The sequence below is a fragment of the Aquiflexum gelatinilyticum genome (assembly GCF_024813435.1).
Lineage (GTDB): Bacteria > Bacteroidota > Bacteroidia > Cytophagales > Cyclobacteriaceae > Cognataquiflexum > Cognataquiflexum gelatinilyticum.
In genome coordinates this window covers 408,136-431,715 of sequence record NZ_JANAEZ010000002.1, presented here as the reverse complement: position 1 = coordinate 431,715, position 23,580 = coordinate 408,136, and the positions used below count along the sequence as shown (strand labels likewise).

The 23,580-nt window shown below is 42.0% G+C and carries 18 protein-coding genes; 6 read left to right on the top strand and 12 right to left on the bottom strand.

What is annotated here, in order from left to right:
- Positions 1-15: 15 nt before the first annotated feature.
- Together bshA and NK987_RS06410 are read right to left on the bottom strand one after the other, a co-directional pair.
- Positions 16-1,173, bottom strand: coding sequence for an N-acetyl-alpha-D-glucosaminyl L-malate synthase BshA (gene bshA, locus NK987_RS06415; protein ID WP_259263189.1), 1,158 nt, complete (start codon positions 1,171-1,173; stop codon positions 16-18).
- 139 nt (positions 1,174-1,312) lie between these two features.
- Entirely contained in the window at positions 1,313-4,288 is a 2,976-nt protein-coding gene (locus tag NK987_RS06410) for a serine hydrolase domain-containing protein (protein WP_258422917.1), read from the bottom strand.
- 164 nt (positions 4,289-4,452) lie between these two features.
- Here NK987_RS06410 and NK987_RS06405 point away from each other — a divergent pair, with 164 nt between their 5' ends.
- Genes NK987_RS06405 through NK987_RS06390 form a run of 4 tightly spaced genes read left to right on the top strand, consistent with a single transcriptional unit; the run spans position 4,453 to position 8,464 of the window.
- A complete protein-coding gene (locus NK987_RS06405; RefSeq protein WP_258422918.1) occupies positions 4,453-4,863 on the top strand; it encodes a hypothetical protein in 411 nt (136 codons plus the stop codon).
- Entirely contained in the window at positions 4,860-6,731 is a 1,872-nt protein-coding gene (gene mutL / locus NK987_RS06400) for a DNA mismatch repair endonuclease MutL (protein ID WP_259263188.1), read from the top strand. The genes NK987_RS06405 and mutL overlap by 4 nt, the downstream gene beginning before the upstream one ends.
- Before the next feature lie 3 nt (positions 6,732-6,734).
- Positions 6,735-7,526 (top strand): rhomboid family intramembrane serine protease, encoded by a 792-nt coding sequence (locus NK987_RS06395; protein WP_258422920.1) that lies wholly within the window; start codon positions 6,735-6,737, stop codon positions 7,524-7,526.
- Between the two features lie 8 nt (positions 7,527-7,534).
- Positions 7,535-8,464 (top strand): rhomboid family intramembrane serine protease, encoded by a 930-nt coding sequence (locus tag NK987_RS06390; RefSeq protein WP_259263187.1) that lies wholly within the window; start codon positions 7,535-7,537, stop codon positions 8,462-8,464.
- Positions 8,465-8,629: 165 nt separating this feature from the next.
- Here the strand turns inward: NK987_RS06390 and NK987_RS06385 are convergent, their stop codons facing one another.
- The 10 genes from NK987_RS06385 to NK987_RS06340 all read right to left on the bottom strand — a co-directional run bounded on the left by NK987_RS06385 (position 8,630) and on the right by NK987_RS06340 (position 19,474).
- Positions 8,630-11,329 (bottom strand): TonB-dependent receptor plug domain-containing protein, encoded by a 2,700-nt coding sequence (locus NK987_RS06385; protein ID WP_259263186.1) that lies wholly within the window; start codon positions 11,327-11,329, stop codon positions 8,630-8,632.
- Between the two features lie 200 nt (positions 11,330-11,529).
- The gene (gene rlmN, locus NK987_RS06380) at positions 11,530-12,591 is read right to left on the bottom strand and encodes a dual-specificity RNA methyltransferase RlmN (protein WP_258422923.1); all 1,062 of its coding nucleotides are present in this window, start codon (positions 12,589-12,591) and stop codon (positions 11,530-11,532) included.
- Between the two features lie 260 nt (positions 12,592-12,851).
- Positions 12,852-13,793: a sugar phosphate isomerase/epimerase family protein gene (locus NK987_RS06375; RefSeq protein WP_259263185.1), complete on the bottom strand. Its 942-nt coding sequence runs from the start codon at positions 13,791-13,793 to the stop codon at positions 12,852-12,854.
- Positions 13,794-13,964: 171 nt separating this feature from the next.
- Positions 13,965-15,479 (bottom strand): Gfo/Idh/MocA family protein, encoded by a 1,515-nt coding sequence (locus NK987_RS06370; RefSeq protein ID WP_259263184.1) that lies wholly within the window; start codon positions 15,477-15,479, stop codon positions 13,965-13,967.
- Between the two features lie 112 nt (positions 15,480-15,591).
- A complete protein-coding gene (locus NK987_RS06365; protein ID WP_259263183.1) occupies positions 15,592-15,891 on the bottom strand; it encodes a type II toxin-antitoxin system RelE/ParE family toxin in 300 nt (99 codons plus the stop codon).
- Positions 15,873-16,100, bottom strand: coding sequence for a hypothetical protein (locus NK987_RS06360; protein WP_259263182.1), 228 nt, complete (start codon positions 16,098-16,100; stop codon positions 15,873-15,875). Before NK987_RS06360 ends, NK987_RS06365 begins: the two co-directional genes overlap by 19 nt.
- Before the next feature lie 216 nt (positions 16,101-16,316).
- On the bottom strand, positions 16,317-16,577 hold the full coding sequence (locus NK987_RS06355) for a hypothetical protein (protein WP_259263181.1): 261 nt from the start codon (positions 16,575-16,577) through the stop codon (positions 16,317-16,319).
- An 82-nt stretch (positions 16,578-16,659) separates the two neighbouring features.
- The gene (locus NK987_RS06350) at positions 16,660-17,262 is read right to left on the bottom strand and encodes a hypothetical protein (protein ID WP_259263180.1); all 603 of its coding nucleotides are present in this window, start codon (positions 17,260-17,262) and stop codon (positions 16,660-16,662) included.
- A 100-nt stretch (positions 17,263-17,362) separates the two neighbouring features.
- Positions 17,363-18,517 carry an acyltransferase family protein gene (locus NK987_RS06345; protein ID WP_259263179.1) on the bottom strand — a complete coding sequence of 385 codons (1,155 nt, stop codon included), beginning with the start codon at positions 18,515-18,517 and terminating at the stop codon, positions 17,363-17,365.
- 90 nt (positions 18,518-18,607) lie between these two features.
- On the bottom strand, positions 18,608-19,474 hold the full coding sequence (locus tag NK987_RS06340; protein ID WP_259263178.1) for a LytR/AlgR family response regulator transcription factor: 867 nt from the start codon (positions 19,472-19,474) through the stop codon (positions 18,608-18,610).
- 396 nt (positions 19,475-19,870) lie between these two features.
- On the opposite strand from NK987_RS06340, the gene NK987_RS06335 reads away from it, so the two are divergent.
- Both NK987_RS06335 and NK987_RS06330 read left to right on the top strand, forming a co-directional pair.
- Positions 19,871-22,159, top strand: coding sequence for a TonB-dependent receptor (locus NK987_RS06335; RefSeq protein WP_259263177.1), 2,289 nt, complete (start codon positions 19,871-19,873; stop codon positions 22,157-22,159).
- 468 nt (positions 22,160-22,627) lie between these two features.
- Complete coding sequence (locus tag NK987_RS06330) at positions 22,628-23,560, top strand: dihydrodipicolinate synthase family protein (protein ID WP_258422933.1); 933 nt, start codon at positions 22,628-22,630, stop codon at positions 23,558-23,560.
- Positions 23,561-23,580: the final 20 nt, after the last annotated feature.

Genomic DNA, 23,580 nt, shown 5'->3' with positions numbered 1-23,580 from the left:
AAGAACTAAAATTCCCTAATCATTCAATGCAAATTTTGTGCTTATATACTTGGTTTCTTCCAATGTCTGCACATAAACCTGCTCATACAGGGGAAGTATTTTGGAAACATCAAATTCCTTTGCCCTTGCGAGTGCTCTTTCTTTAAAGCCCTCCAGGTTTTTGTCATCCAAGATTTCAAGGGCTTTTTCGGTCATGGTTTTTATATCACCGATCTTACAGGTAAATCCTGTCACCCCATCGATATTCAACTCCGGAATCCCTCCGGCATCTGAACTCAAGACAGGGACTTCACAGGCCATGGCTTCCAATGCTGCCAATCCAAAACTCTCTTTTTCAGAAGGCATCACAAACAGATCCGCGACAGAAAGGACTTCCTCCACCGCTTCCATCTTGCCAAGGAACCTGATATCATCACAGGTACCCAATTCCCTGCAGAGCCTTTCCATTTTGTCCCTTTCAGGACCATCCCCTACCAACAACAGTTTTGCAGGTATTTTTTTCCTCAATTCATAGAAAACATGGATCACATCTTCTACACGCTTGACTTTTCTGAAATTCGAAGTGTGCACCAAAAGTTTTTCACCGTTTGGACAGATGGCCAATTTGAAATGCTCTTTCTTTTGTCTCTTAAAGCGCTCAAGATCAATGAAATTCGGGATAACCACAATTTCTTTCTTGACAGCAAAATGCTCATAAGTCGCTTTTCTCAAATCTTCCGAAACAGCTGTCACAGCATCGGATTGATTGATACTAAAGGTTACCACCGGCTCGTAGCTGGGGTCTTTGCCTACCAAAGTGATGTCAGTCCCATGCAGCGTGGTGACAACAGGAATATATATCCCCTGTTCCTTGAGAATCTGCTTGGCCATGTATGCAGCAGAAGCATGGGGAATGGCATAATGCACATGTAGGAGATCAAGCTTCTCAAAATTCACAACATTCACCATCTTACTCGCAAGGGCAAGTTCATAGGGCGCATGTTCAAACAAAGGATAGCTTTTGATATCCACTTCATGGTAGAAGAGATTTTGGTTAAAAAAGTCAAGCCTTGTAGGCTGTCGGTATGTGATGAAGTGGACTTGATGGCCTTCTTTGGCTAGGGCTTTTCCTAACTCTGTGGCTACCACTCCACTACCTCCAAAAGTAGGATAACAAACGATTCCTATTTTCATGATGGGTCAAATGAATGTTTATAACAAAAAATTAAACACGCTTTTTGTATTAAATTGTTCAATTATTTCGATTTAATATTTTTATGGAAAAGCAGTCTTCATTGAATTCAATTATGTTTTTCTCAAAATTCCCTCAAAATCAATTATTCATGGCTTGGTATATGACATCATGGATTTCCTGACGGACGCCATCTTTGAGCAGGATATTATTTTCGGCATAAGGATGGACACGGTTTGAAAGAAATATATAAATCAGGTCGTTTTCGGGATCAGCCCAAACACATGTTCCGGTAAATCCGGTATGACCAAAAGTACTTTTAGGTGCAAGATTCCCAGCGCTGCCGCCTTTGCCTTTTTCAGGTTCCGGCTTGTCCCATCCCCATCCTCTCCTGCTTTGGGTTGATTGCCTTTTGGTAAATTCATGAACCGTTTCCTCATCTATAAATGCCACATCTGCATATTTTCCTCCGTTGAGCATCAGCTGCATCATTACTGCGAGATCATTTGCTTTGCCAAATAGTCCTGCATGACCTGCAACTCCCCCATACATGGCGGCACCCGGATCATGTACATAGCCTTGAATTTGTCGTTTTCTAAATACCACATCATCTTCTGTCGGTGCCACGAGGTCGATGGAATATTTGTTGACTGGATTAAACGTCATGGTATAGAGGCCTAGGGGTCCATATAGATTTTGTTCCAAAAACTCATCCAACGGCTGATTGGTCAGTTCTTCAACCAAAGCCTGCATCAGATACATTGTCAAATCAGAATAAACATAGCCGTACTTCCTTTTATTGGGTTCGGGTTTTCTGAGCTCAGATTTCACTGTCCAAGCCCATATACTGTCACGGAGGGAATTCACTGCAAACATATCATTGGAAACAGGAAGTGAAAATCCCTGCTCTGCGGCAGTCCTGTAATATTCAGACTTCCATTTTCCCGCCTCTACAGTTTTTGCGTAATGGGGCATAAAAGCAACAAGACCTGCTTCATGGGCTAGGATGTCTTTTAGGATAAGATGCTCCTTATTGGTATTTCGCAATTCCGGAATATATCGTCCTATTGGCTTGTTCATGTCGATCATACCCCGGCTTTCCAAAAACATGACCGCCTGTGTCGTCGCCAATATTTTGGTGATGGAGGCAAGGTCATACACCGTCTCTGTGGTTACTGGCTTTGTTTTCTTGTAATCATAATAGCCGTAGGCCTTCTCAAAGACTACCTTTCCACTTTTGGCCACCAAAATAACCCCGCCCGGGAAAGCTTCTTTTGCAATGCTTTTGGCCATGATGGTATCGATTTTTGCCAATTTTTTGCTGTCAAGCCCTTGGCTTTCCGGAATACTGTATGACAGCCTTCCCAATCCCTCTAAATAACCCCCGGTCCCTTGCCTCAGGGTCAGGTTGACCGAAACAGGAAGCAAGCCATGTGCATCTCTTGCTCCAAAAATAATTTCAGGGACAAGCTTTTGTGTGACTGGATTATTTTCAAAAGCCACGATGGTATGCGGCATTTCCGGCAAAGATTTAATGGAATAGGCACTTCCAAAAACAGCCAAAATCACATTTTTTTCTTCGCTCAGTTTTTGGATGAATTCAAAATCAGTCATACTTACCCCAAAATTCCTTTTTGGGGTATTGGTGATTCCCATCATTCCGACTATGACGGTTGGATAGTCATTCAGCTTGGCAGCCATGTCACTGAGACTTCCTTGGTCAGAACCTTTGCTGATTTGAAAGTGGTCTATCCTGGCATATTTGTCAAGCTTTTTTTGAAACTCTGCGCCATCTCCGCCAATGGTAAGCGAAGCCAAATGCTGCATGTCTAGATGTTTGAGAGGGAGAAGATTATCCTTGTTGGAGGTCACAGTGATGGCTCTCTCATAAAGTTTTTCTACCAACAAATCTGCCTCGGGCCTATTGATTCTTTCGGCTAGCTTGTAAGTTTCAATGGGCCTCCTTTGATCCAAACCTGCCCAAAATTTGGCTTTTAGGATTCTTCTGATCTTTTCATCCACCTCCTCTTGGCTGACTTTTCCTTCGTTGATCGCCTGAAGGATCAATGCCTTTGCTTTGGGTACATCCTGTGAGTACAGCAGCACATCATTTCCCGCCAAAAGGGCATAAAGGTCCACTTCACCGGGTTTCAGGTAACTTGAAACCCCCTTCATGTTTAGGGCATCAGTAAAAACAAGTCCATTGAAATTCATTTGCTTTTTGAGCAAATCAGTGACTACGTATTTGGAAAGTGTGGTGGCTTTATTGGTTTCGCTATCCATGCTGGGCACATGCAGATGAGCGACCATGACACTCATCAAGTCATTTTCAATCAATTCTCTATACGGGTATAGGTCAATATCCTTAATTCTTGTTTCGGAATGTTTGATGACGGGAAGGGTGTAATGGGAATCTGTCTCTGTATCTCCGTGGCCTGGAAAATGTTTGGCGTTAGCCATGACCCCATTATCCTGCAAACCTTTCATATACGCAAGGGATTTCCTTGCGACCAAATGTTTTTCTTCTCCAAAAGCCCTGTATCCGATCACAGGATTCTCGGGATTTGAATTCACATCCACCACAGGAGCAAAATTGATATGCATACCTAATTCCTTGAACTGAAAGGCAATTTCCTTTCCCATTTCATAGATCAGATCCTCATCGGGAATGGCTCCTAAGGTCATGGCTTTGGGAAATCCTATGATGGAATCCAAGCGCATATTGACTCCCCATTCTGCATCCATGGCAATAAAAAGCGGCATTTTGGCAATCGACTGGTAATAATTGGTCAAGTTAGCTTGCCGCACAGGTCCACCCTGAAAAAATATCAATCCTCCAATATTTTGCTCGGTTACAAGTTTGGCAATTTCCTCGGTATGCTTTTCATCCTTATTGGAATACGCGGCTACCATGAAAAGCTGCCCTAACCGATCCTCAAAACTGTTGGTTTCAAATACACTGTCCACCCACTCCATCTGCCTTCCAAGATTTTCTGACAGAAGCGGGTCCTTTTCATCCAATTTTGAATCCAAGCCGGATTTTTCCCAACCCATCAACGCATCCGACTGAAAAATCACCAACAACCCAAGAAGGACACCCCAAACTTTTACCCGCATGCTATTGTTTAATTTTTATTGCTTAAATTTTAAAATAACTTTGTATCAATATACATCAATTTGTACAAACATATACGAAAAAAAGAAGCCCAAAGTATCAATATGTGATGATTGGGACAGATGTTTTATAATTGAATGATTACCAAATTGAATTTAACCGTCCTATGAAATTACCTTCTTTATTCAGAACAGCCCAACCCATGCGGTTTGATATCAAGCCTCGGTTCTATGATCCTGTCAAGGAGGAAATCGAACAAAGGACTGCAAGGATCAAAAAAGAATTGCAGGCTGAAGGAAAATTACCTTATGAAGAAGGATATGACCCTGAAAATGATTCATTCCGGGGTTCGGCCATCAGAGGCGCTTTTACTCAAGGGAGTCCCATCAAGGGTAAAACCTCCACTCCTTTTTCGAATACCGGATTTTTGAGGCTATTGATTTTTTTGGTTTTGATCACCCTTGTATTTGGTTATGTTTATTATGGGCCTGATGCTGTGTATTACCTGCTTTATTTTGCAACAGGAGTTTTGCTGGTATCATTGATTGTCAAGCTTAAGGGAAGGCTCAAACAATGAGTGATATCATTCACCTTCTCCCGGATGCAATAGCCAATCAAATTGCGGCAGGAGAAGTAGTACAACGTCCGGCTTCGGCCCTCAAAGAACTCCTTGAAAATGCAGTGGATGCAAAATCCACCCATATTCAGGTGATCGTAAAAGATGCCGGAAAAACCCTCATACAAGTCATAGACAACGGAAAAGGTATGTCCATGACGGATGCGAGAATGAGTTTTGAGCGGCATGCCACCTCCAAGATCAGAAATACAGAAGACTTGTTTTCGATCCGAACTTTTGGATTTCGAGGGGAAGCCTTGGCCTCCATCGGGGCTGTTGCCCAGGTAGAGATGAAAACCCGTCAAAGCGGTGCTGAATTGGGGACCATAATTGTGATGGAAGGTTCGGAGGTGAAAAAACAAGAACTCGTTTCATGCCCTGAAGGAACCTCGATATCGGTTAGAAATCTTTTTTTTAATGTTCCAGCCAGAAGAAATTTTCTTAAATCCAATCCCGTAGAGATGCGTCACATGGTGGAAGAGTTTCAAAGGGTAGCCCTCTCCTACCCTGAAATTGGATTTACTTTCATCCAAAATGACCTTGAACTTTTCAGACTTTTACCAGGAAAACTGAGCCACAGGATTTTGGGAATTTTCGGGAAATCCTATCAGGGACAATTGGTATCCTGCCTAGAAGAAACGCCACACCTGAATGTCCGTGGCTATATCGGCAAACCGGAATCTGCCAAAAAAACCCGTGGAGAGCAGTATTTTTTTGTGAACAACAGATTTATCAAAAACAACTACCTCAACCACGCAGTCAGCAATGCCTTTGAAGGACTCATGGCAAGCGACATGCAGCCATTTTATGTGTTGTTTTTGGAAATTGACCCGAGCCATATTGACATCAATGTTCATCCAACCAAAACCGAGATTAAGTTTGACGATGAAAGGACCGTTTATGCGGTGGTAAGGTCAGCAGTCAAGCAATCACTTGGTGCCCATAATGTGGTGCCTGCCTTGGACTTCAGCTTTGATGTGAATTTTACTGAAAACTGGAAATCCAATAGCGAGCAAAACGAGGCTGTCCATACCGAAAATACTCTTAAGCCTGATTCCCTAACTCAGGACAACAAATACAAAATGTTCCAAACTCCTGCTTTTCAAAGGCAATCTGTCTCAGGTTGGGAAAGACTTTTTGAGGGGGGGGGGAATTCCACAGAGATTTCGAGAGGGAAAGAGATCAGGAATATTGACGAAGAGGAAATCCTTACCATCTCTTCCAAAGCCAATGAAGATGTACTCCAATTTCCTGAAGTGAATGCCACCGGGGCAACATTTCAAGTTGAAAACAATTATATTGTGGCTCAAATGTCCACCGGCCTAATGATTATTGACCAGCAGACGGCACATGAGCGGATCTTATACGAAAGGTACCGAAAGCAACTTATGCAGACGGCAGGTGCCTCTCAGCAATGCTTGTTTCCTCCCCATGTCCAGTTGAGCCAAACGGATTTTGCCTTGGTGATGGACATCAAAGACGAGCTAATGAGTCTTGGTTTTGTGATCGTGGAATTTGGCAAGGACACTGTTTTGATCCAGGGAGTGCCGGCAGACATTCAGGTAAACAATGAAAAGGCGCTGTTTGAAGGACTGCTTGAGCAATTCAAACATTTCAAATCAGAGCTTTCCCTAGACAAAAGAGAAAATCTCGCCCGGTCTCTTGCCAGAAGATCAGCCATCAAACGAGGCAGCAAGCTGGACATGTCAGAGATGGAAATTATTGTTGGCCAGCTATTTGCCTGCCAAAATCCAAATTATGGGCTTTCAGGGAACAAAACTTTTGTCAAAATTGATTTACAACAAATTCATGGCTTCTTTACCAGATAGTATATGTTTAGAAATATTACTCCAGTAGTAAAAAACATTTTAATTATTACTGTGGCAGTCTATGCGGTGACGGCATTTTTGATGCCACAACTGAATGGCTTGCTTGCTTTGTACTATGTCAACAGCAACAGATTTATCCCTACCCAATTTTTGACGTACATGTTTATGCATGCCGATGGATGGCATCTATTCAGCAACATGTTTGGTTTATTTATCTTCGGACCTTTGTTGGAGCAGTTTCTTGGACCCAAAAAGATTTTGACACTTTGGATGGTATGTGGTGTGGGTTCAGGATTGTTGTATTCAGGCTATACAGCTTTTCAGATGAACAAGCTCGATAATAAAATCAGTGAATTTTATGAAGAGCCTAGTCCAGAACTATTCAACCGGTTTGTAATAGAAAACAGACACCATTTCAAACCTGCTGTCTTTGATTTTATTGATGCCTACAGCCGAAATCCTGAAGATCCAGCACTTATCCAAAGGGCAAAAGAAAATATGACTGCCACTAGGGACAACCAAGCCAATGTCCCCATGGTGGGTGCTTCTGGTGCCTTATTTGGAGTATTAATTGCTTTTGCGATGCTGTTTCCAAACACACAGCTGTTTTTATTGTTTCCCCCTATGCCAGTCAAAGCCAAATATCTGGTGCTGTTTTACGGCCTTTACACCATTTACAACGTTGTTAACAACAACCCATTGGACAATGTGGCGCACTTTGCCCACCTCAGTGGTTTGATAGTGGGAGCTGGATTGGTGTATTATTGGAAAAAAAGTAGGAAAGATTTTTATTAAAACTGACTATGTACGAAGGATTCTGGTATAACCTCAAAAACGCATTTAAGCTTCAAAACAACAGCTTGTACAAGATCATGGCGATCAACATCCTGGTGTTTTTTGTAATGGTTTTTGTCCGGGTGATCTTAACCTTCTCGGGGGCAGGAAATATATACGAAAGTTTCAGGTCTTTGCTGATGATGCCGGCGGACATCCCACAGCTGATAATCCAGCCGTGGTCAGTATTGACTTATATGTTTTTCCATGAAGGGATTTTCCATATCCTTTTCAATATGCTGTTTTTGTATTGGTTTGGATTGTTGCTTACTGAATACCTTGGAAGTAAAAAATTAGCCAATATCTATATTTTGGGTGGCTTAGCAGGTGGGGTGCTTTACCTTGTGATGTACAATATCTCCCCGTATTTTGCGGAATCCTTGGCTAGCGCGCGGATGTTGGGAGCAAGTGCCGGCGTGTATGCCGTGGTGGTCGCAGCAGCTACCTTGGCACCAAACACTACCTTTTTTTTATTGTTACTTGGTCCGGTCAAAATCAAATATATTGCCATATTTTATGTCCTGATCGCATTTGTCAATTCGACAGGGAACAATGCCGGCGGGGAATTGGCACATTTGGGAGGTGCCGCTTTGGGATTTTTGTATGTATATCAGCTCCAAAAAGGCAGGGATATCGGCTCATGGATACAGGCCATAGGAAATTTTTTCAAAGGAATTTTCTCCAGAAAATCTTCTGTAAAAGTCACCTACCGCAAGAGCAAAACCTATTCTTCAGGGCAGGATTATACCAAGACCTCCACTACGAAATCCAGCGGAACGAAAGTTGAAGTCGCCACACAAGAGGAAATTGACTTGATTTTGGACAAAATAGCAGCCAAAGGCTATGAGGCACTCAGTAAGGAAGAGAAACGCAAACTATTTGAATTCAGTAAGAAGTAGGTTTTTTTCAGTAGTCGGTATTTCAGTAAGCAGTTTTCAGTCTTGGCTTACTAAGTAAAAAATTGTAAAGGGTAATTTAAAGCAAAAAGCCTCCATTTCTGGAAGCTTTTACTTTGTTTCTTTATTTTCCTTTGGGGTTCTGCGTCTTTGCGAGAAATAAAAATCCTATGACCCAATTTCGGTTTCCAAATAGGAAAGCTTTCCAAATTGATCGATTCCCTGAATGACTACTTTGAATTTTTGGACAATGTCATTATTGAAAAACTCAATTTTGGCAGTATTTCCAACCATTTTCAACTTGGGATTCCAGTACAATGTGGATCGGTAATCCGGTTTGGCAGAAGTTTCTGTATCATATTTTGGCATATAAAATTCTTTGGGAGTGGAATATCCCGGAAATCTGATATTGAAAATCCCCTCACCAGTGTCGACAATGCCGTTTCCCCGTTTGGTATAAACCGCGATTACACCTCCGGCACCTGCCGAACCAAACATGGCCAAACTTGCCCCGTCTTTGAAAACATCAATGGCAGCCATGTCCCTTGGCGAAATCGCACTTAAAAATTGGGCATCCACAGGGACATTATCCAGCAAAAATATAGGTGAAAGGGCATTCAATGAACCTGCACCCCGGATCGTGATCGTAGGTGAACCCATTGGATTGGGTTTGATCTGCACACCGGGGAATCTGCCTTGAAGCAATTGCCAAATGTCAAAATACCCTTCAAATCCACCGATTTCGGCAGGAACAAGGGTCATGTCGCCTTTTCCATAGACACGGGTCACTTCATCATTTGCAACCTCATATTTCCGGGATTGGATTACAAATTCCTCAATATCCACCAATTCCATCTCATCAAATGCAGCAGAGGCCTGCCTTCTTTTCTCTGCATTGGAAAGGTATTCTCTAAGAAATGGATTAAGTTGGAAGCCTTTGACTATTGGCTTGAATCCTTCCCATGAATCATATTTGGCAATAGGATCATCCAAATCCAATTCCACAAATTCCTTCATTTTTTTGTCGTTGATGGAAATTGTCAAGAGCGTGGTGTCAGAAAATATCAAATCATCGATGATGAATTTGCCTGTTTCATTGTATTCGACAGCAATAAAATCATCTTCTTTCCCTTTGCTGAATACATTGATCATCCCGCCGGTTACACTTTTTTTGGTATTTGCTTTAGGCTTGATAGTACCGGTAATATTGATTCCCTGTTCGATGAAATTCGGGTTTTCAAATTTCCCTTCCAATACTTTCTCCCAATCAAACCGTCTCCAGCCATGGGTCAGCATGATCAAGTCAAGGCCTTCAAGATCCTTTGTTTCTCCAAAGAAATACTTTGCCGCATGGATATTTCCGCGGAGTTCTGATTCCATTTTAAGGTATGAAATGATGTTTGAAGAGAAACTATCCGAATAACCCTCCGAATCAGTAACTGATACAGAATAAGCACCTTTTTCAAATCCCTCTCCATCAAGGCTAAGCTTCCAGGAATTTTTTTTCCGTGGCTCCAACACAACCTTTGAGGAATCTAGGGTAATCTTCCTTTCAGGATGGGGAATGTAGGCCAAGCGTTCAGCCAAGGCATTACCACTTGGTTCAAAAATCGTAACCTGATTGATTCCCGGAGCAAGATTGGCTTTGTTGATCCGGGCTCCTGTGACACCATTGGATAGGTTGATGACCTGCATGTGACCGATACGCCCTCGTGCATGTACCACGAGTAAGCCTTCTCCTGTGGGTGAAATTGCTTTGAAATCATTGGCCTGAATCAATATATTCAGGACCAAATCCTTGGTATTGTCGACAGCAAGGTTAATTCCTTGCAACTTGACCTGAGGAAGTGTTTTCTCAAAAGATTGATCCTTGACAGTAATTTTGGCCAAGTAACTTTGACCCTCTTTGGGGATAAAACTGAAAGCTCCCACCCCCCATTCATTGGTGGCAAAATCAATTTCTTCTTCTCCAAGATTGATTTTTCCAGAGAGCTGTACCGGTGAACCATCGGGATAGACTGCCCTTACAGCCACTTTATTATTGAACCCCGAAATCAGGTCACCACCCTCCGGCAAAAACTGAATGTCTATACTTCCTGAAGGAAAAGGTAAAATGAATTTTCTGGCGATACCGTATTCTTCATTTTCATTCCAAGTCAAAATCAATTCAGAAACTTTGTCAGAAGCAGAAACAGGCAAAGTTAGTCCAAGTGTATTTGACCCATTTTCATCCAGTTTAATTGTTCCTTTTTTGATCAGATTTCCGCCATTTGCAAATTCATATTCAAGATTTTCGTTTTTGAGTGGAGCCAAGCTGCGGTCTACTGCCGTAATTTTAGCTTGGTATTGAATTTCGTTGCCGTTTTCTGTTTTTTCAAAAACAACTGAAGGCTGAAACTTCAAGTTATATGGCTCAAAAACCTCAATTTTTGTCTCAAAAACTGATTCGGCCCCGAATCCCTTTGACCAGTAAGAATATGCTTTGATTTGGTAAATACCCTCTTTTGTAAAATTATCCAGTTTAAAATCCCCGTTCCCCTGCCCCTCGTCAATTTTGACTGTACGCTGTTGGAGCAGATTTCCACGGTTATCCAAAAGATCCACATATACGGTTTTGCTCAAAGGCGATGGCAAATCAGGGCTTCCTGCAGTAACATAGGCCGAAAACCAAATCATATCACCGGCAGCGTAAGTGCTTTTGTCCAAGTGGACAAAAACCTTTTCCTCAGGAAAATCATTGACATAACTTTCTGTCATTTTGAGAATTTTCTCCGAGAGCTCGGTGATATTGGACTGCTTTTGAAATGGGGGAAAGAAATAAAAAAAAGGAAAAATCAATAAAAATAAGGGATACTTTACGCTGCTCATTTGTGATCTGGGTTTTGGATTAGACGGTTTTACAATGAAAGATATTAACCATTACGGCCAACTTTCTTCAAGGTTTGTTTTACAGTTGAATTTAGTTTTAATTTTTACAAATACTTTATTCAAACGAAAAACAAGGTCAAAAAAATTGGGAAAATGGTTTGACTGGAAAAAAGGAGGGGATTTATATACCTGAGTGACGACTACTCCAATTGGGCTACTTCGTTTTTATTGGCCAACTGACCGCAGGCCGCATCAATGTCCTGACCACGGGATTTGCGGACTTTAGCGACGATCCCGTTTTGTTCCAAAATGCGCACATACATTTCCACCGCATCTTTGGATGCCTGACGGAATTCTCCTTCATCGATCGGATTGTATTGGATGATGTTGACTTTGGAAGGGATGATTTTACAGAATTTGGCCAAGGCTCGGGCATGTTCCTCGTTATCATTGATGCCATCCCATATCACATATTCATACGTGACTTTTCGCTTGGTTTTTTGGTACCAATATTTCAGAGCTTCCGCAAGGTCTTCCAAAGGATTGACATCATTGATCGGCATCAGTTGGCTTCTGGTTTCATTGATAGCGGAATGCAGCGAAATGGCAAGGTTGAATTTGACTTCATCATCGGCCATTTTCTTGATCATTTTAGGTATGCCGACTGTCGAAAGGGTAATCCTTCTTGCCGCCATACCGAGACCCTCAGGTGAGGTGATTTTGTCAATGGCTTCGATGACATTGGCATAATTGAGCAGTGGTTCGCCCATGCCCATAAAGACGATGTTGGTCAGGGGGCGGTTGAAGTAGGTTTCTGCTTCTTCCTTGATGGCAACTACCTGATCGTAGATTTCGTCCGGGTTGAGGTTGCGCATGCGCTTCAGCCGAGCAGTGGCGCAGAAGTTACAGTCGAGGCTGCAACCTACCTGCGAGGAAACACAGGCTGTAATCCGCTTGGAAGTGGGAATCAGGACAGATTCCACGATTTTGCTGTCAAATAGCTTGACAGCGTTTTTGATCGTGCCGTCTGCTGAGTGCTGCATCAGGTCGACGTGGATATGGTTGATGATAAAGTTGGCTTTGAGCATTTCCCTGGTTTCCTTGGAGATGTTGCTCATGTCATCAAAATTTTTGAGAGACTTATTCCAAAGCCATTCATATACCTGCTTGGCCCTGAATTTCTTTTCACCCTTTTCGATAAAAAATTCCTCCAACTGCTCCAAGGTGAATTTTCTGATGTCTTTCTTTGCCGTACTGTCCATGTTGCAAAGGTAAGGATTGAAATATTATAAAATTGGAAGATTGGAAAATTAGGGTTTAAGGTTGGAAAGTTTGACGGTTTGAAGGTTTAAAATATGACACCTTCATTCACGAAATTTCATTCCAAATTGTTGATTTTTCCTTTACTGACTCTATTTCTCCAGAGATTTAGAAAAAATGAAAAATTAGGACCGGAATATCGATTAATATCTAGTATCAATCAATATCCAATCCCAATTTCACTAAGGCCTTTTAAACCAAATCACCCCTTCATCAAATTCCTCAACTCGGTCAAGGTATTTCGGATATCGACGATGCTTTCCCACTCACGGTCTTTTTCGCCATGCTCAATACCTACATAGCCATGGTAGCCATGGGAAAGCACTATTTTCATCATCCTGTTATAATCCAAGGCAGATTCATTGCCACGGTCATCCCATACGGTTGGCTTCAAGCTGACTCCAGTAGCTTTGGGCATAAGTTCGTCCACACCGCGGTAGGAATCGTAGGAAACCACTCTTTTGTCATCAGCATGAATCCTGAAATTACCAAAATCCGGTAAGGTACCTGCTCTTTTGTGGGCTGTCTGTTTGATCATTTCGGCAAGCCACTTCCCATTACTTGAAAACCCTCCATGGTTTTCGATCACAACATTGATGTCAAAATCATCGGCAAACTCACACAGTTGCCTCAATCCTGAACTGCAGACATCAATCGCCTGCTTCTCCGCTTTTGGATCCTCGCTCCATGGTACGGCGGTGTAAGCATTGACACGGATAGAATGGCATCCCAAAAATTTGGCGGCCTCCACCCATTTTTTGTGGTTTTCGACTGTCTGCTTACGCTCTTCGGAAGTGGCTGCACCCAGCATGCCTTCCCTGTCACACATGATCAAAACCGAAGTGACTCCCTCGCCTTCTGCACGGGTTTTCATCTCTTTGAGGTAGTTCATGTCTTTGGCTTTGTCCATAAAGAACTGGTTGACATATTCCACCGCATCGATGCCATGTTTCTTGGACAGCATGGCAAAATCAAGGTGGTCCATTTTTCCGGCGAAAAGTAACCTGTTTACCGACCATTCGGCAAGTGAAATCTTGAATAAAGGATCTTCATTTTTCATAGAAAATGCAAATTGGGGAAGGCCAAAAGTCAGTGCTGCAGCAGCGACTCCGGCTTGTTTGATAAATTCTCGTCTGTCTTTCATTTTTTTTGGTTAGGGTTGGTTAAAAGTTAATTTATTAGGAACTCAAATCGAGCCTATAAGCAGAAAATTCTGATCCAAAACAGTTGGAAGTCGGAAGACAGAAGACCGGTGTCACCGACTCTTTGGCATGGAAACATGCATCTTTTTTCATTTACTTTTTATTATGTAAAATCAGATTTCCCAACCGGGTCTGTAGTCACGGGTCAGGAATTTATTGGCATTTTCATCATTGGTTATTTTCAGGGCATCGGCGTCAAAGTCCACTTTTTTATTTGCCCGCAAGGCTACTGCCCCGAGATTGATGGTATCGGTGATGGTTTGGGCACGGATAAAACTTCCTTGAGTTTGTTGGCCCGACAGGACGGCCTCGACCCAAGCGTCAGTATTCCGCACAACCGCCCTCGAATCTATCCGCTCCGAAGCAGGTCTTTGGCTCATTTTCCTTTCAGGAAGCAGCACAGGATTTTCACCCCGGAAACCTCCAAGGATTTTACCTTTTGTCCCCACAAGCATCAAACCTTCTTCAGGAGTATCCCTGCCATCCATTTCTAGTTCCTCGGGAGCAAATGGCTTCATCCCGCCATCGTACCAAAACAGGTCAAATGCCGGCAGAGATGCCTGTTCGGGAAACTTCCATTTGATCATACTGCTCGCGGGAAATGCGACATCGTTTTTGACCCATTGATAGACTTGGTTGATTTCCTCGCGGGAAGTGGTGCCAAAAGCCCTTGCACTCAAAGGGGATTTGGTGATTCCCAAAGTCTCAAAAAGAGGAAACAAACTGTAATGTCCCATGTCAGCCACTGAACCTCCACCAAACTCATACCATCCACGGAAGACATTGTGGGTATAGTTGGGATGGTAAGGCATATCGGGAACAGGCCCTAGCCACAGGTCCCAATTGAGTCCTGCGGGAATTGTCTTCGGTTCGGTCGGTCTTTTAGTCCACTGTTGCCACACAGGACGGTAGGACCAATTGTGGATTTCGGTCAGGTCGCCGATCAGACCTTCATCCATCCAAGCTTTCATCTGCCGGTATTCAGGCCGGTCTGACCATGCCAAAAGATGGGTAATCACCCCCGTTTCCTTTGCTTTTTCGATGACTTTTCTCCCTTCCAATAGCCGGTTAGAAATCGGTTTGTGGGTCACCACATGGATTCCCTGAGCCATGGCCGCCAAAGCAATCGGCGCATGGGTATGGTCAGGTGTCATGATTTTGACGGCATCGATCCCTTTTTCTTTGGCAAACATTTCCCTGAAATCTTCATAGGAGGCACAGCCTTTGTATTTTTTGGCAGGTTTGTTTTTGCTATAATATTGCTCCACATAAGCCTGTCCGACATCCCGGCCTCCGGGGATTCCGGGAACATTGTCCCACCAAGTGTCATCTCCCAAGACTTTGCGGATGTCATTGCGGATGCCATTGGCGGACCAATCGATATAGTCGGTGCTGTATTTGTTGGAATCACAGACTGCCACCACCCTGACTTTTGGGTTTTGGAGCAGGTCACCCATTTCACGCAGGCCTTGGGTGCCGCAGCCAATGTTGGCCACGGTAATCTGATCAGAGGGAGGAATTTTGCCGCTTCCGGCGATGACATGGGACGGGACGATGGAGATGGACGCTGCGACGGCAGCTGCCGAACCGATAAATTCTCTTCGGTTGATTTTATTGGATTGATCCATTGGGCTTACGATATTGAAGGTCAATAAATTACCCAAAAAGAACCGAAATTACAATCTTCCTTTTTTGAAGATCTTTTTAATCCAAAATCAAAATGGATTTAGAAGGAAAACCTCATTTAATCTTTAAGTCTTCAGGATTTTGCCTAACATCCCAAACTGTATGAATCACAATTGATTCGGGAGTTATTTCATAGTATAAAATGTAATCTCCGACAATGAGACCTCTCACACCTTCAAGATCAGTAATTACACCAATTTCAGGCTGTTTTTTTAGAAGGTTAAGTTCTTTAGAAAATCTCGAAAATAATTTTTTCGAGTAAAAAGTATTCCCATTCCTTTCTGCAAAAAAATCAAGAATCTCAAAAAGTTTGATTTTTGCCTTATGGGACCAGATTATTTTTCTTTTAGCCATTTGCCAAATTCATCTTCAAGTTCACTTTGATCAACAAATTTACCGGCTACAATTTCTTTCCTGGATTCTTGAATTTCCAATTTTTGTCCCTCAGACAATAGCATTATCTCAGATTCTATTTTGGTGTCTAAAATGGTTCTAATTGCCTTCAAAAATTGTTCATCATTGATCTCGGCAATTCTTTGAATCAATATTTTCTTCAATTCCACACTTGTCATATCGGTGAGTTTAATTCTTTAAAGATAGGATTTCCATAGTTAATTTCAACTCAAGAAGCCTTTTCATGACTCGGAATTCTGCAAAGTATTATTTAGCGGTTCTTTAAATTTCCCCTTCCACCCAAGGCTGTTTGATCCAATCCTAAAAAAGATAGTATATGAAAGATAAACACCTCAGGAAGGATTTCAAGAGGGGTTTTACATTTCCTAAAAATAGAAGTTGGCGCAAAATTCAAGCTGAGTACCGGAATTTCCTTTGACTTCGAGAACCATAGGGTTTCCGTACCAGTCTCCCTTGTAGATCAAACTATCATAAATCCCGGGTGGAAGTTGAAGATTCTTTATGCCTTCAATATTTACCAAAACCGTTTCAGATACCTCTCCTTTCATTCGAAGTTCTGTGGAATAAATCTGATTCCTTTCGGGATAATTTATAACCAAGGTGTCGACCTTAATTTTATCAGACATTAAAGTAAATGTTTTGCAAACCTCCTTTGCTCCCATCCCACAAGAACTAAGAAAAAAGAAGGCACAGCATGCAAGGATAATTTTATAGCGCAACTGGTTCATAAATGAAAATCAATTGGAACAAATCAAGTTTCGGATAAAATTCCTCTTGAATCATGATATTCTCCACTTTAAAATGAGCCGTGAATGGGTCCAGTTTTTCAAATCTAGGAAACCATCTTTTCATTTGTTTTTCAACCTCCAAAGTAGCTTCTACATGCCCTTCTGAAAACGGGAAATAGCTTATTCTTGAATCGACTTTTTCAATAATTTTCGAATAATCCCGAAAGTCTTTTGAATAATATCTAATCGGAATTGCTGCTTCTTTGGAAAAGGAATAGTAGTAGAATCCATAAAATTCACCCAAGCTACTCAGACAGATAACCAAACTATCCTTGCTGTTTTCCATATTTATTTCGGTGCGTAGGCTATAGGGGTTAGCTAAAGCAGACCGATTAATCACCCTTCCGCATATTGAAATTTCTTCAAGTGATTCTGAGAATTTATTCCAATCCTCTTCAAGAGATTGGATATTATCAATTAGTTCACTCCACTTTTTATCAGATATTTTCAATAATTTATCTTCACCTATTTCAGAAAAATATTGATGAAACCTAGGAATGGAAAAAATATTAAAGTCTCTCATAAAGCCACTATTGGAGCAAAACCCTTTCTATAAAGAATGGGGTTTTATTTATTCTTAAAGAAACTGAAAATTTCCTGTTAAAAATCATTAAAATGAATTTTTAAATCCTGGAACCCTCCAAAGAATTAATTTTCAACTCTTTAAATTTCCCCTTCAAGCCAAACAAGGGCCTGACCCAATTCCATCTCCTGATGCCGAATTCGTAGATCAGCCAGGCTATTCCAAAAGTTCCGATTGACATTAGGGAAAATTTGACAAAAAGCCCCAAATCTGCATGCATCAGGTAATATCCCAATGCGACTGTGATGGTTTGATGGAGGATGTAAAACGGATAAACCGCCTCATTGGCGTAAGTAAGTTGTGCGCTCGGTTTATTCAAATAAGCCACAGCGTACCCAAACAACACCAAAATCCAAGCCCAAAGGTTGATGACTTTGAATCCCGCCTCGACAAAATGCACCACAACCGAATCTTCATATAGCTGCCTCAAACCAACCATCAGCGTAAATCCTACCAATCCCAGATACAGGTACTTGCGACGGTTTTCCAGAACTGTTTTCCAAAAAATCTCCCTGACGGATATCAGCAGAAAACCATAGAAAAAGAAAGTGATGAAATTGATGATATTGAACCAATCCCCGACCAAAGCATGGGTGGATTCAAAGAAAGGTTCGACCAGAGATTCCCAGATGTAAAGCGGTATGACCAACCAAAACAGACCGAAGGGTGTTGCCGCCAACTTCCGCATTCCTCTCAGAATCCCCGCCTGCGGATGGTCTCTGAAGTACAAAAAGGCCGGAATCAATACCAAAGAAAACAACAGCAGATAAGGCAAAAACCAAAGGTGGTGCCAGGAGAAATTTCCTTCCGGATAGACTCCGATAAATGCTTCAGATGGCCAAAAGTCGAAATAACCTCCACTGAACTGCCCCTTGTCCAAGCGCTCGAAGTATACCTGTGGCGGTACTATCAGGATAATGCCGGCGATCAATGGAATCAGCAACCTTGCGATCCTTTCTTTGGCAAAAGCGCCGCCGCTTCTCTTTGACAGCGCGTAATATGTCCCCATTCCCGAAATCACAAACAGGATGGGCAGACGCCATTGATTGACAAAAAGCATCGGCCAACGGAGGTTGGGGTAGATGATGTCATTTTTGATATGCCAACCCCAAGGAACGAAAAACATCCCCACATGGTAAAATATCAACAATCCAAAAACGATGACCCGTAGCCAATCCAAATCGTATCTGCGCATTTTCATTTCTTTTGGTCAAATGTAGAAATCAAAAAAGAGAAAAAAACGGCCTTGGGATGGCTGTCAAGGTTTTGTGATGAATGACAAAGTCTAGGCATTGATGCGGCTTTCAAACAAAGGAATCATCCCTCTCGAAACCGGAATCGTCTCAGGATGATGGGTCAAATGAAGTTGGTAGCCCTGTGCATTTCCCCTGATATCGCTTACATGATGGAGGTTGACAAGGTAAGACCGGTGGGTTTTGATGATATGGTCCGGCGCTTTGAGTTGGGTTTCAAACTCCTTCAGCGTCATCCTTTTCAGCAGTTTTTGGATTTCTCCATTTTGGCTGACCATGATTTCGAGGTAGTTGCCGTCAGCTTTGGCAAAGAGAAACATTTTGGGATCCAGGGAAAAGTCATCACTTTTTTGTTGGGTTTGGATAGCAACAGATTCCTTTTTGTCTACCAACATTTCCGGATGTGGCTTGGCATTGAATTGGGAAGCGAGTTCTGCATGTTGGCTTTTCAGTCGGATAAAATTGATCGGGACGATGATCGCAAAAAACAAAATCCCCACGAGGCAGGTATTTCGGATCTCTTCCCAAAGGTATCCCCAAGTCCAATTATAGGGATTGTCATAGATCAAATCCCTAACCAGAAACTGGGAAATCCCAATGGTTACAAATAAGGCAGTGGCAAGTACCATTTCTTTTTTGACCGTCCATTTGTCCTCATTTATTTTCATGCCGATTGGTCCAAAAAGGAGCAAAACTACCAAAGCGGCATTGACCGAATGGATCACGCTGATCCAAAAGAAATCCATTTTGTGTTCCGGCACATAATTATCGAAGGGCTCAAAAAAATAATTGAAGAACACACTCATCATAAAAATCAGTAAAGCAAAGTAAAAAAGCTGCTTGCCTTTGTAATAAAAAGGATAAGGTTGGTTTACAAAGTCGAGGAGATTTGAAATCATGGTTTCCTTTTACTGCTAATTGTGGGTTGGAGTCTTGGTTGGATAAAATTAACAGAATTCTCCAACCACTTTATTCAAAGCAACCAAATCTTATCAAAGCTTCAAATTCCTGTTAAAGGTGTTTCCAGATTTTACTGCGCTTTACACGCGAGAATTAAAAAGTGTGTTAAGGTAAATGAAAAAGGATTCTTGTTTAAATAATCACTGAGAGATTCCTTCCACTGATGGAATATATTTCCCCATTAGAATAAAAACTCCGGATTTTCCAAACCACAAAGGGTTTCAATGGGTTAGTAAAAGTGCACAAACACTATTTTGATAGCAATTTCCATGAAAATTTTACCCCGTACAGTTTTTTGCAGGTATTTATACTCAGCATTTTTAATTCTAATTCCAATGATTTCATATGGTCAAGGCAATTCCTTAACCATTAAAGGAAGTGTCATTGATGCCGACTCCAAGCAACCTGTGGTCTTTATGCAAGTGGCGCTTTTCAAGCCCGGCGAAGATACTCCGGTGACCTTTTCGGATACCAAGGATAATGGGGAATTTTCCCTTTCTGCACCTAATGGTACTTATGTGTTGAATTTCTACCTGATCGGTTATGACAAAAAAACCATTGCCGACATTCGCCTGAACAGCAATACCGACTTAGGGAAAATCGAGGTCAAAAGCGAAAACCAAAACCTGGCAGAGGTGGTCGTACAGACTTCCAAAATTCCCCTTCGGGCAGATCTGGAAGGCATTACCATCAATCCCGAAGCGAACATGTCCAACCTCGGCGGAACTTTGCTTGACATTTTGAGAAATACCCCTTCTGTAAGTGTGGGTGATGACGGGACGATTGCTTTGAGAGGAAGTACAGGAACAAATATCCTTATCAATGGCCGCAACTCATCCCTGACTCAAAACCTCGATCAACTACCGGCAAGTGCAGTGGATCAGATCAGAATCATCAACAATCCCAATGCAAGGTTTGATGCCGATGCGGAAGGCGGCGTGATAGATATTATCCTCAAAAAAGGCGAAGACCTCGGAACAAACGGAAGCGCAGAATTGACTTATGGCACTCGGGGAAGGATGAATACCGGAGCAAGATTCAACCACCGAACCATAAAGTACAATGTATTTGGTGGATACAATTACAGGGACTGGAGGGATGTCGGAAAGAGAACTTCTGACCGTATTCTTTTCGAAGAAGATGAAAGGCTTTTACAGGAAACTGATTCGGAATCCCAAAATATCGGGCATACCTTCAACTACGGCGGGGATTATTATTTTGGTAAGAATATCATCAGCTACGAGGGAGTTTTCACTACCAATGTAGACAATCAGATAAACACCCTTTATTCGCAACTCAGCAGAAACTCCACCGGAGCACCGATTTTGGATTTTGTCAGGAGAAACAATGAAACTGAAGACGATGATGGCGTAGACAACGCGATTATCTATGAAAGGACATTTGACAATCCCGATCAGTCATTCCGTTTTTTGGCGAGCAGTTCTTACAGAAACCAATATAAAGTTCAGAATATTGATGTTTTCACTAACTCAACTGAAGCAACTGAAGAAAACCTTACAGGTCAGGAGCGTGGATTTACGGACGAAAAAAGAAACATCTACGTTTTTCAGGCGGATTATATCCATCCATTGTCAGAAAAAAAGAAAATTGAAACCGGTTTGAAATCCATTTTAAGGGAATTTGACAATGATTTCATTTTTCAGAGATTTCAGGAAGGAAACCAGGATTTTGTCACCGATCCCAACATCAGCAACAGGTTTATCTACAAAGATAAGGTGTATGCAGGATATTTCATTTACGCAGCATCTTCGGATAAAATTGATTACTCATTTGGGTTAAGGGGAGAATATACCAACCTCAACACCGAACTCATCAACACGAATGAGATCAACAAGCAGAATTACCTCAACTTGTTTCCAAGTGCGCAGGTGCTGTACAAGTTGAACGAGGAAAATTCACTGAAATTTACTTACAGCAGAAGAATCGACCGGCCAAGACCTTGGAGACTTAATCCATTTCCGGATATCACCGATTCACTCAGTATCAGAAGAGGTAATCCCAACCTTCAGCCGGAAAAAATCCATTCTTTGGAATTCGGGCACATGCTAAATAGAGCTAAGTCAAGCTTTACCACCAATGCATTTTTTAGACATGTAGATGGGCAGGAAGACATGATTACCATCATTCAGGATGGGATTTCCTACATCCAGCCGGAGAACCTCAACACGGCTGTTTCTTATGGTTTAGAATTTATAGGATTGGGAGAAATCAAACCGTGGTGGAATATCAGCGGAGGTCTGACGATGTTTAGGATCATCGTCGACGGTTCCAATGTCGAAAATGGATCGATAAACAAAGGTTTTGCTTGGAATACCAAACTTACCAGTGATTTCAAACTTCCACTAGGAATCAATTTCCAGATTGTGGCAAATTATGATTCTCCTGAAATTGAAGCCCAAGGAAGAGACCTTGCCCAATATTTTATAGATGCCAACGTGATGAGAAATTTCTTTAAAGATAGAGGAAGTCTTGCATTGAGCGTACGTGATATTTTCGACACGCGGAGATTTGCAGGTGAAAACAGGACTGCGTCATTTTCTCAGGATTTTTATGCCAAGAGGGAAACAAGGATTTTCTTGTTGAGCGCAAAGTTTAATTTTTGATTAGAATTAATAAATTCAAATAATCACCAAGGTTAAAAAGTGATTAATAGAAGTTTACGTTACGGAAGTAAACTCGTTTACGGTGGCAATGTAAACTCATTTACTTTTGTAGCGTAAACTTTTTGGTTTTTTGAAATCGGTAAATCCAAATTTTCAGAAAAGGAATGACGGTTGGTGTAGCGTCATCTTGAATCCGAGGTACGATCCCGACAGCTGTACGGGAGAAAGATCTTAGAATAATGAGACACTGATCCGCCGCGGCGGATCAGTGTGACGACTCCGACATAACATCGTTAAAAATTAAAATGCTGAGGACTCCGGATGACGGAGGAACTACCGTCATTCATCTCTGATAAATATGGGGTCTTTAAGAGCGCCAGAAGGAAAATCATATTTAATTTTATAAATTGTGACCCTTCCCAAATTATAATGGGCTAATCTTTGATATTCTTCTTTAAACTTTAGATAATGACTGAAAGCAGCAATGTCCCGGCCTTTGAAGGCATCATGGTTCCGATGGTGACACCTTTACTTTCCAATGGGGAATTGGACAAAAAGGGAGTCGAAAGGGTCGTCAAACACTTGGCCAATGGAGGCGTTCAGGGTATATTCATTCTTGGGACTACCGGTGAAGCAGCAAGTCTGAAGCCGGCGATAAAAAAAGACCTGATCGAAATCTCCTGCAAAGAAGCCAATGGAAAAACACCCGTTTTTGTAGGGATTACCCATACATCTTTGGAAGTCAGCCTCAAATTGGCAAGATCTGCCAAGGAAAACGGCGCCGTGGCGGTGGTAGCTGCATTGCCATATTATTTTGCCTTGGATCAGGATGATATCTTCCACTATTATGTGAAGCTAGCCGACCAAAGCCCGTTGCCTTTGTTTTTATATAATTTCCCTGCAATGGTTAAGTCTAATATTGCCCCGGAAACTGTGATAAAACTTGCCAAGCACGCCAATATCATCGGATTGAAGGACAGTTCGGGCAATGGGGTTTACTTCCAGAAATTGATCCCTATCAAACAGGAATATCCTGAATTTTCCTTGCTTGTCGGCCCTGAAGAAATGTTGGGGCAAGCCATCTTTTCAGGTGCGGACGGTGGAGTCAATGGCGGTGCCAACATTTTCCCATCGCTGTATGTAAAGATGTTTGAGGCAGCGAAAGCGAAGGATTTTGAAAAAGTCGATCAGATTCAATCATTGATTTTAGAGATTTCAAACGGCCTATACAATTCCAGTCCAAAGAGCTCAAGTTACCTTTGTGGCGTCAAGGAAAGCCTCTATTTTTTGGGAATATGTGAACCGCATCTCGCAACTCCGCTTCTCCCAGTCGACAGGAAACACAAAGAAGACATTATCCATAACCTTGAAAAAATTCTACTTAAAGTAAAAACGGTATAGCATCTTGATCCAACTTGTCC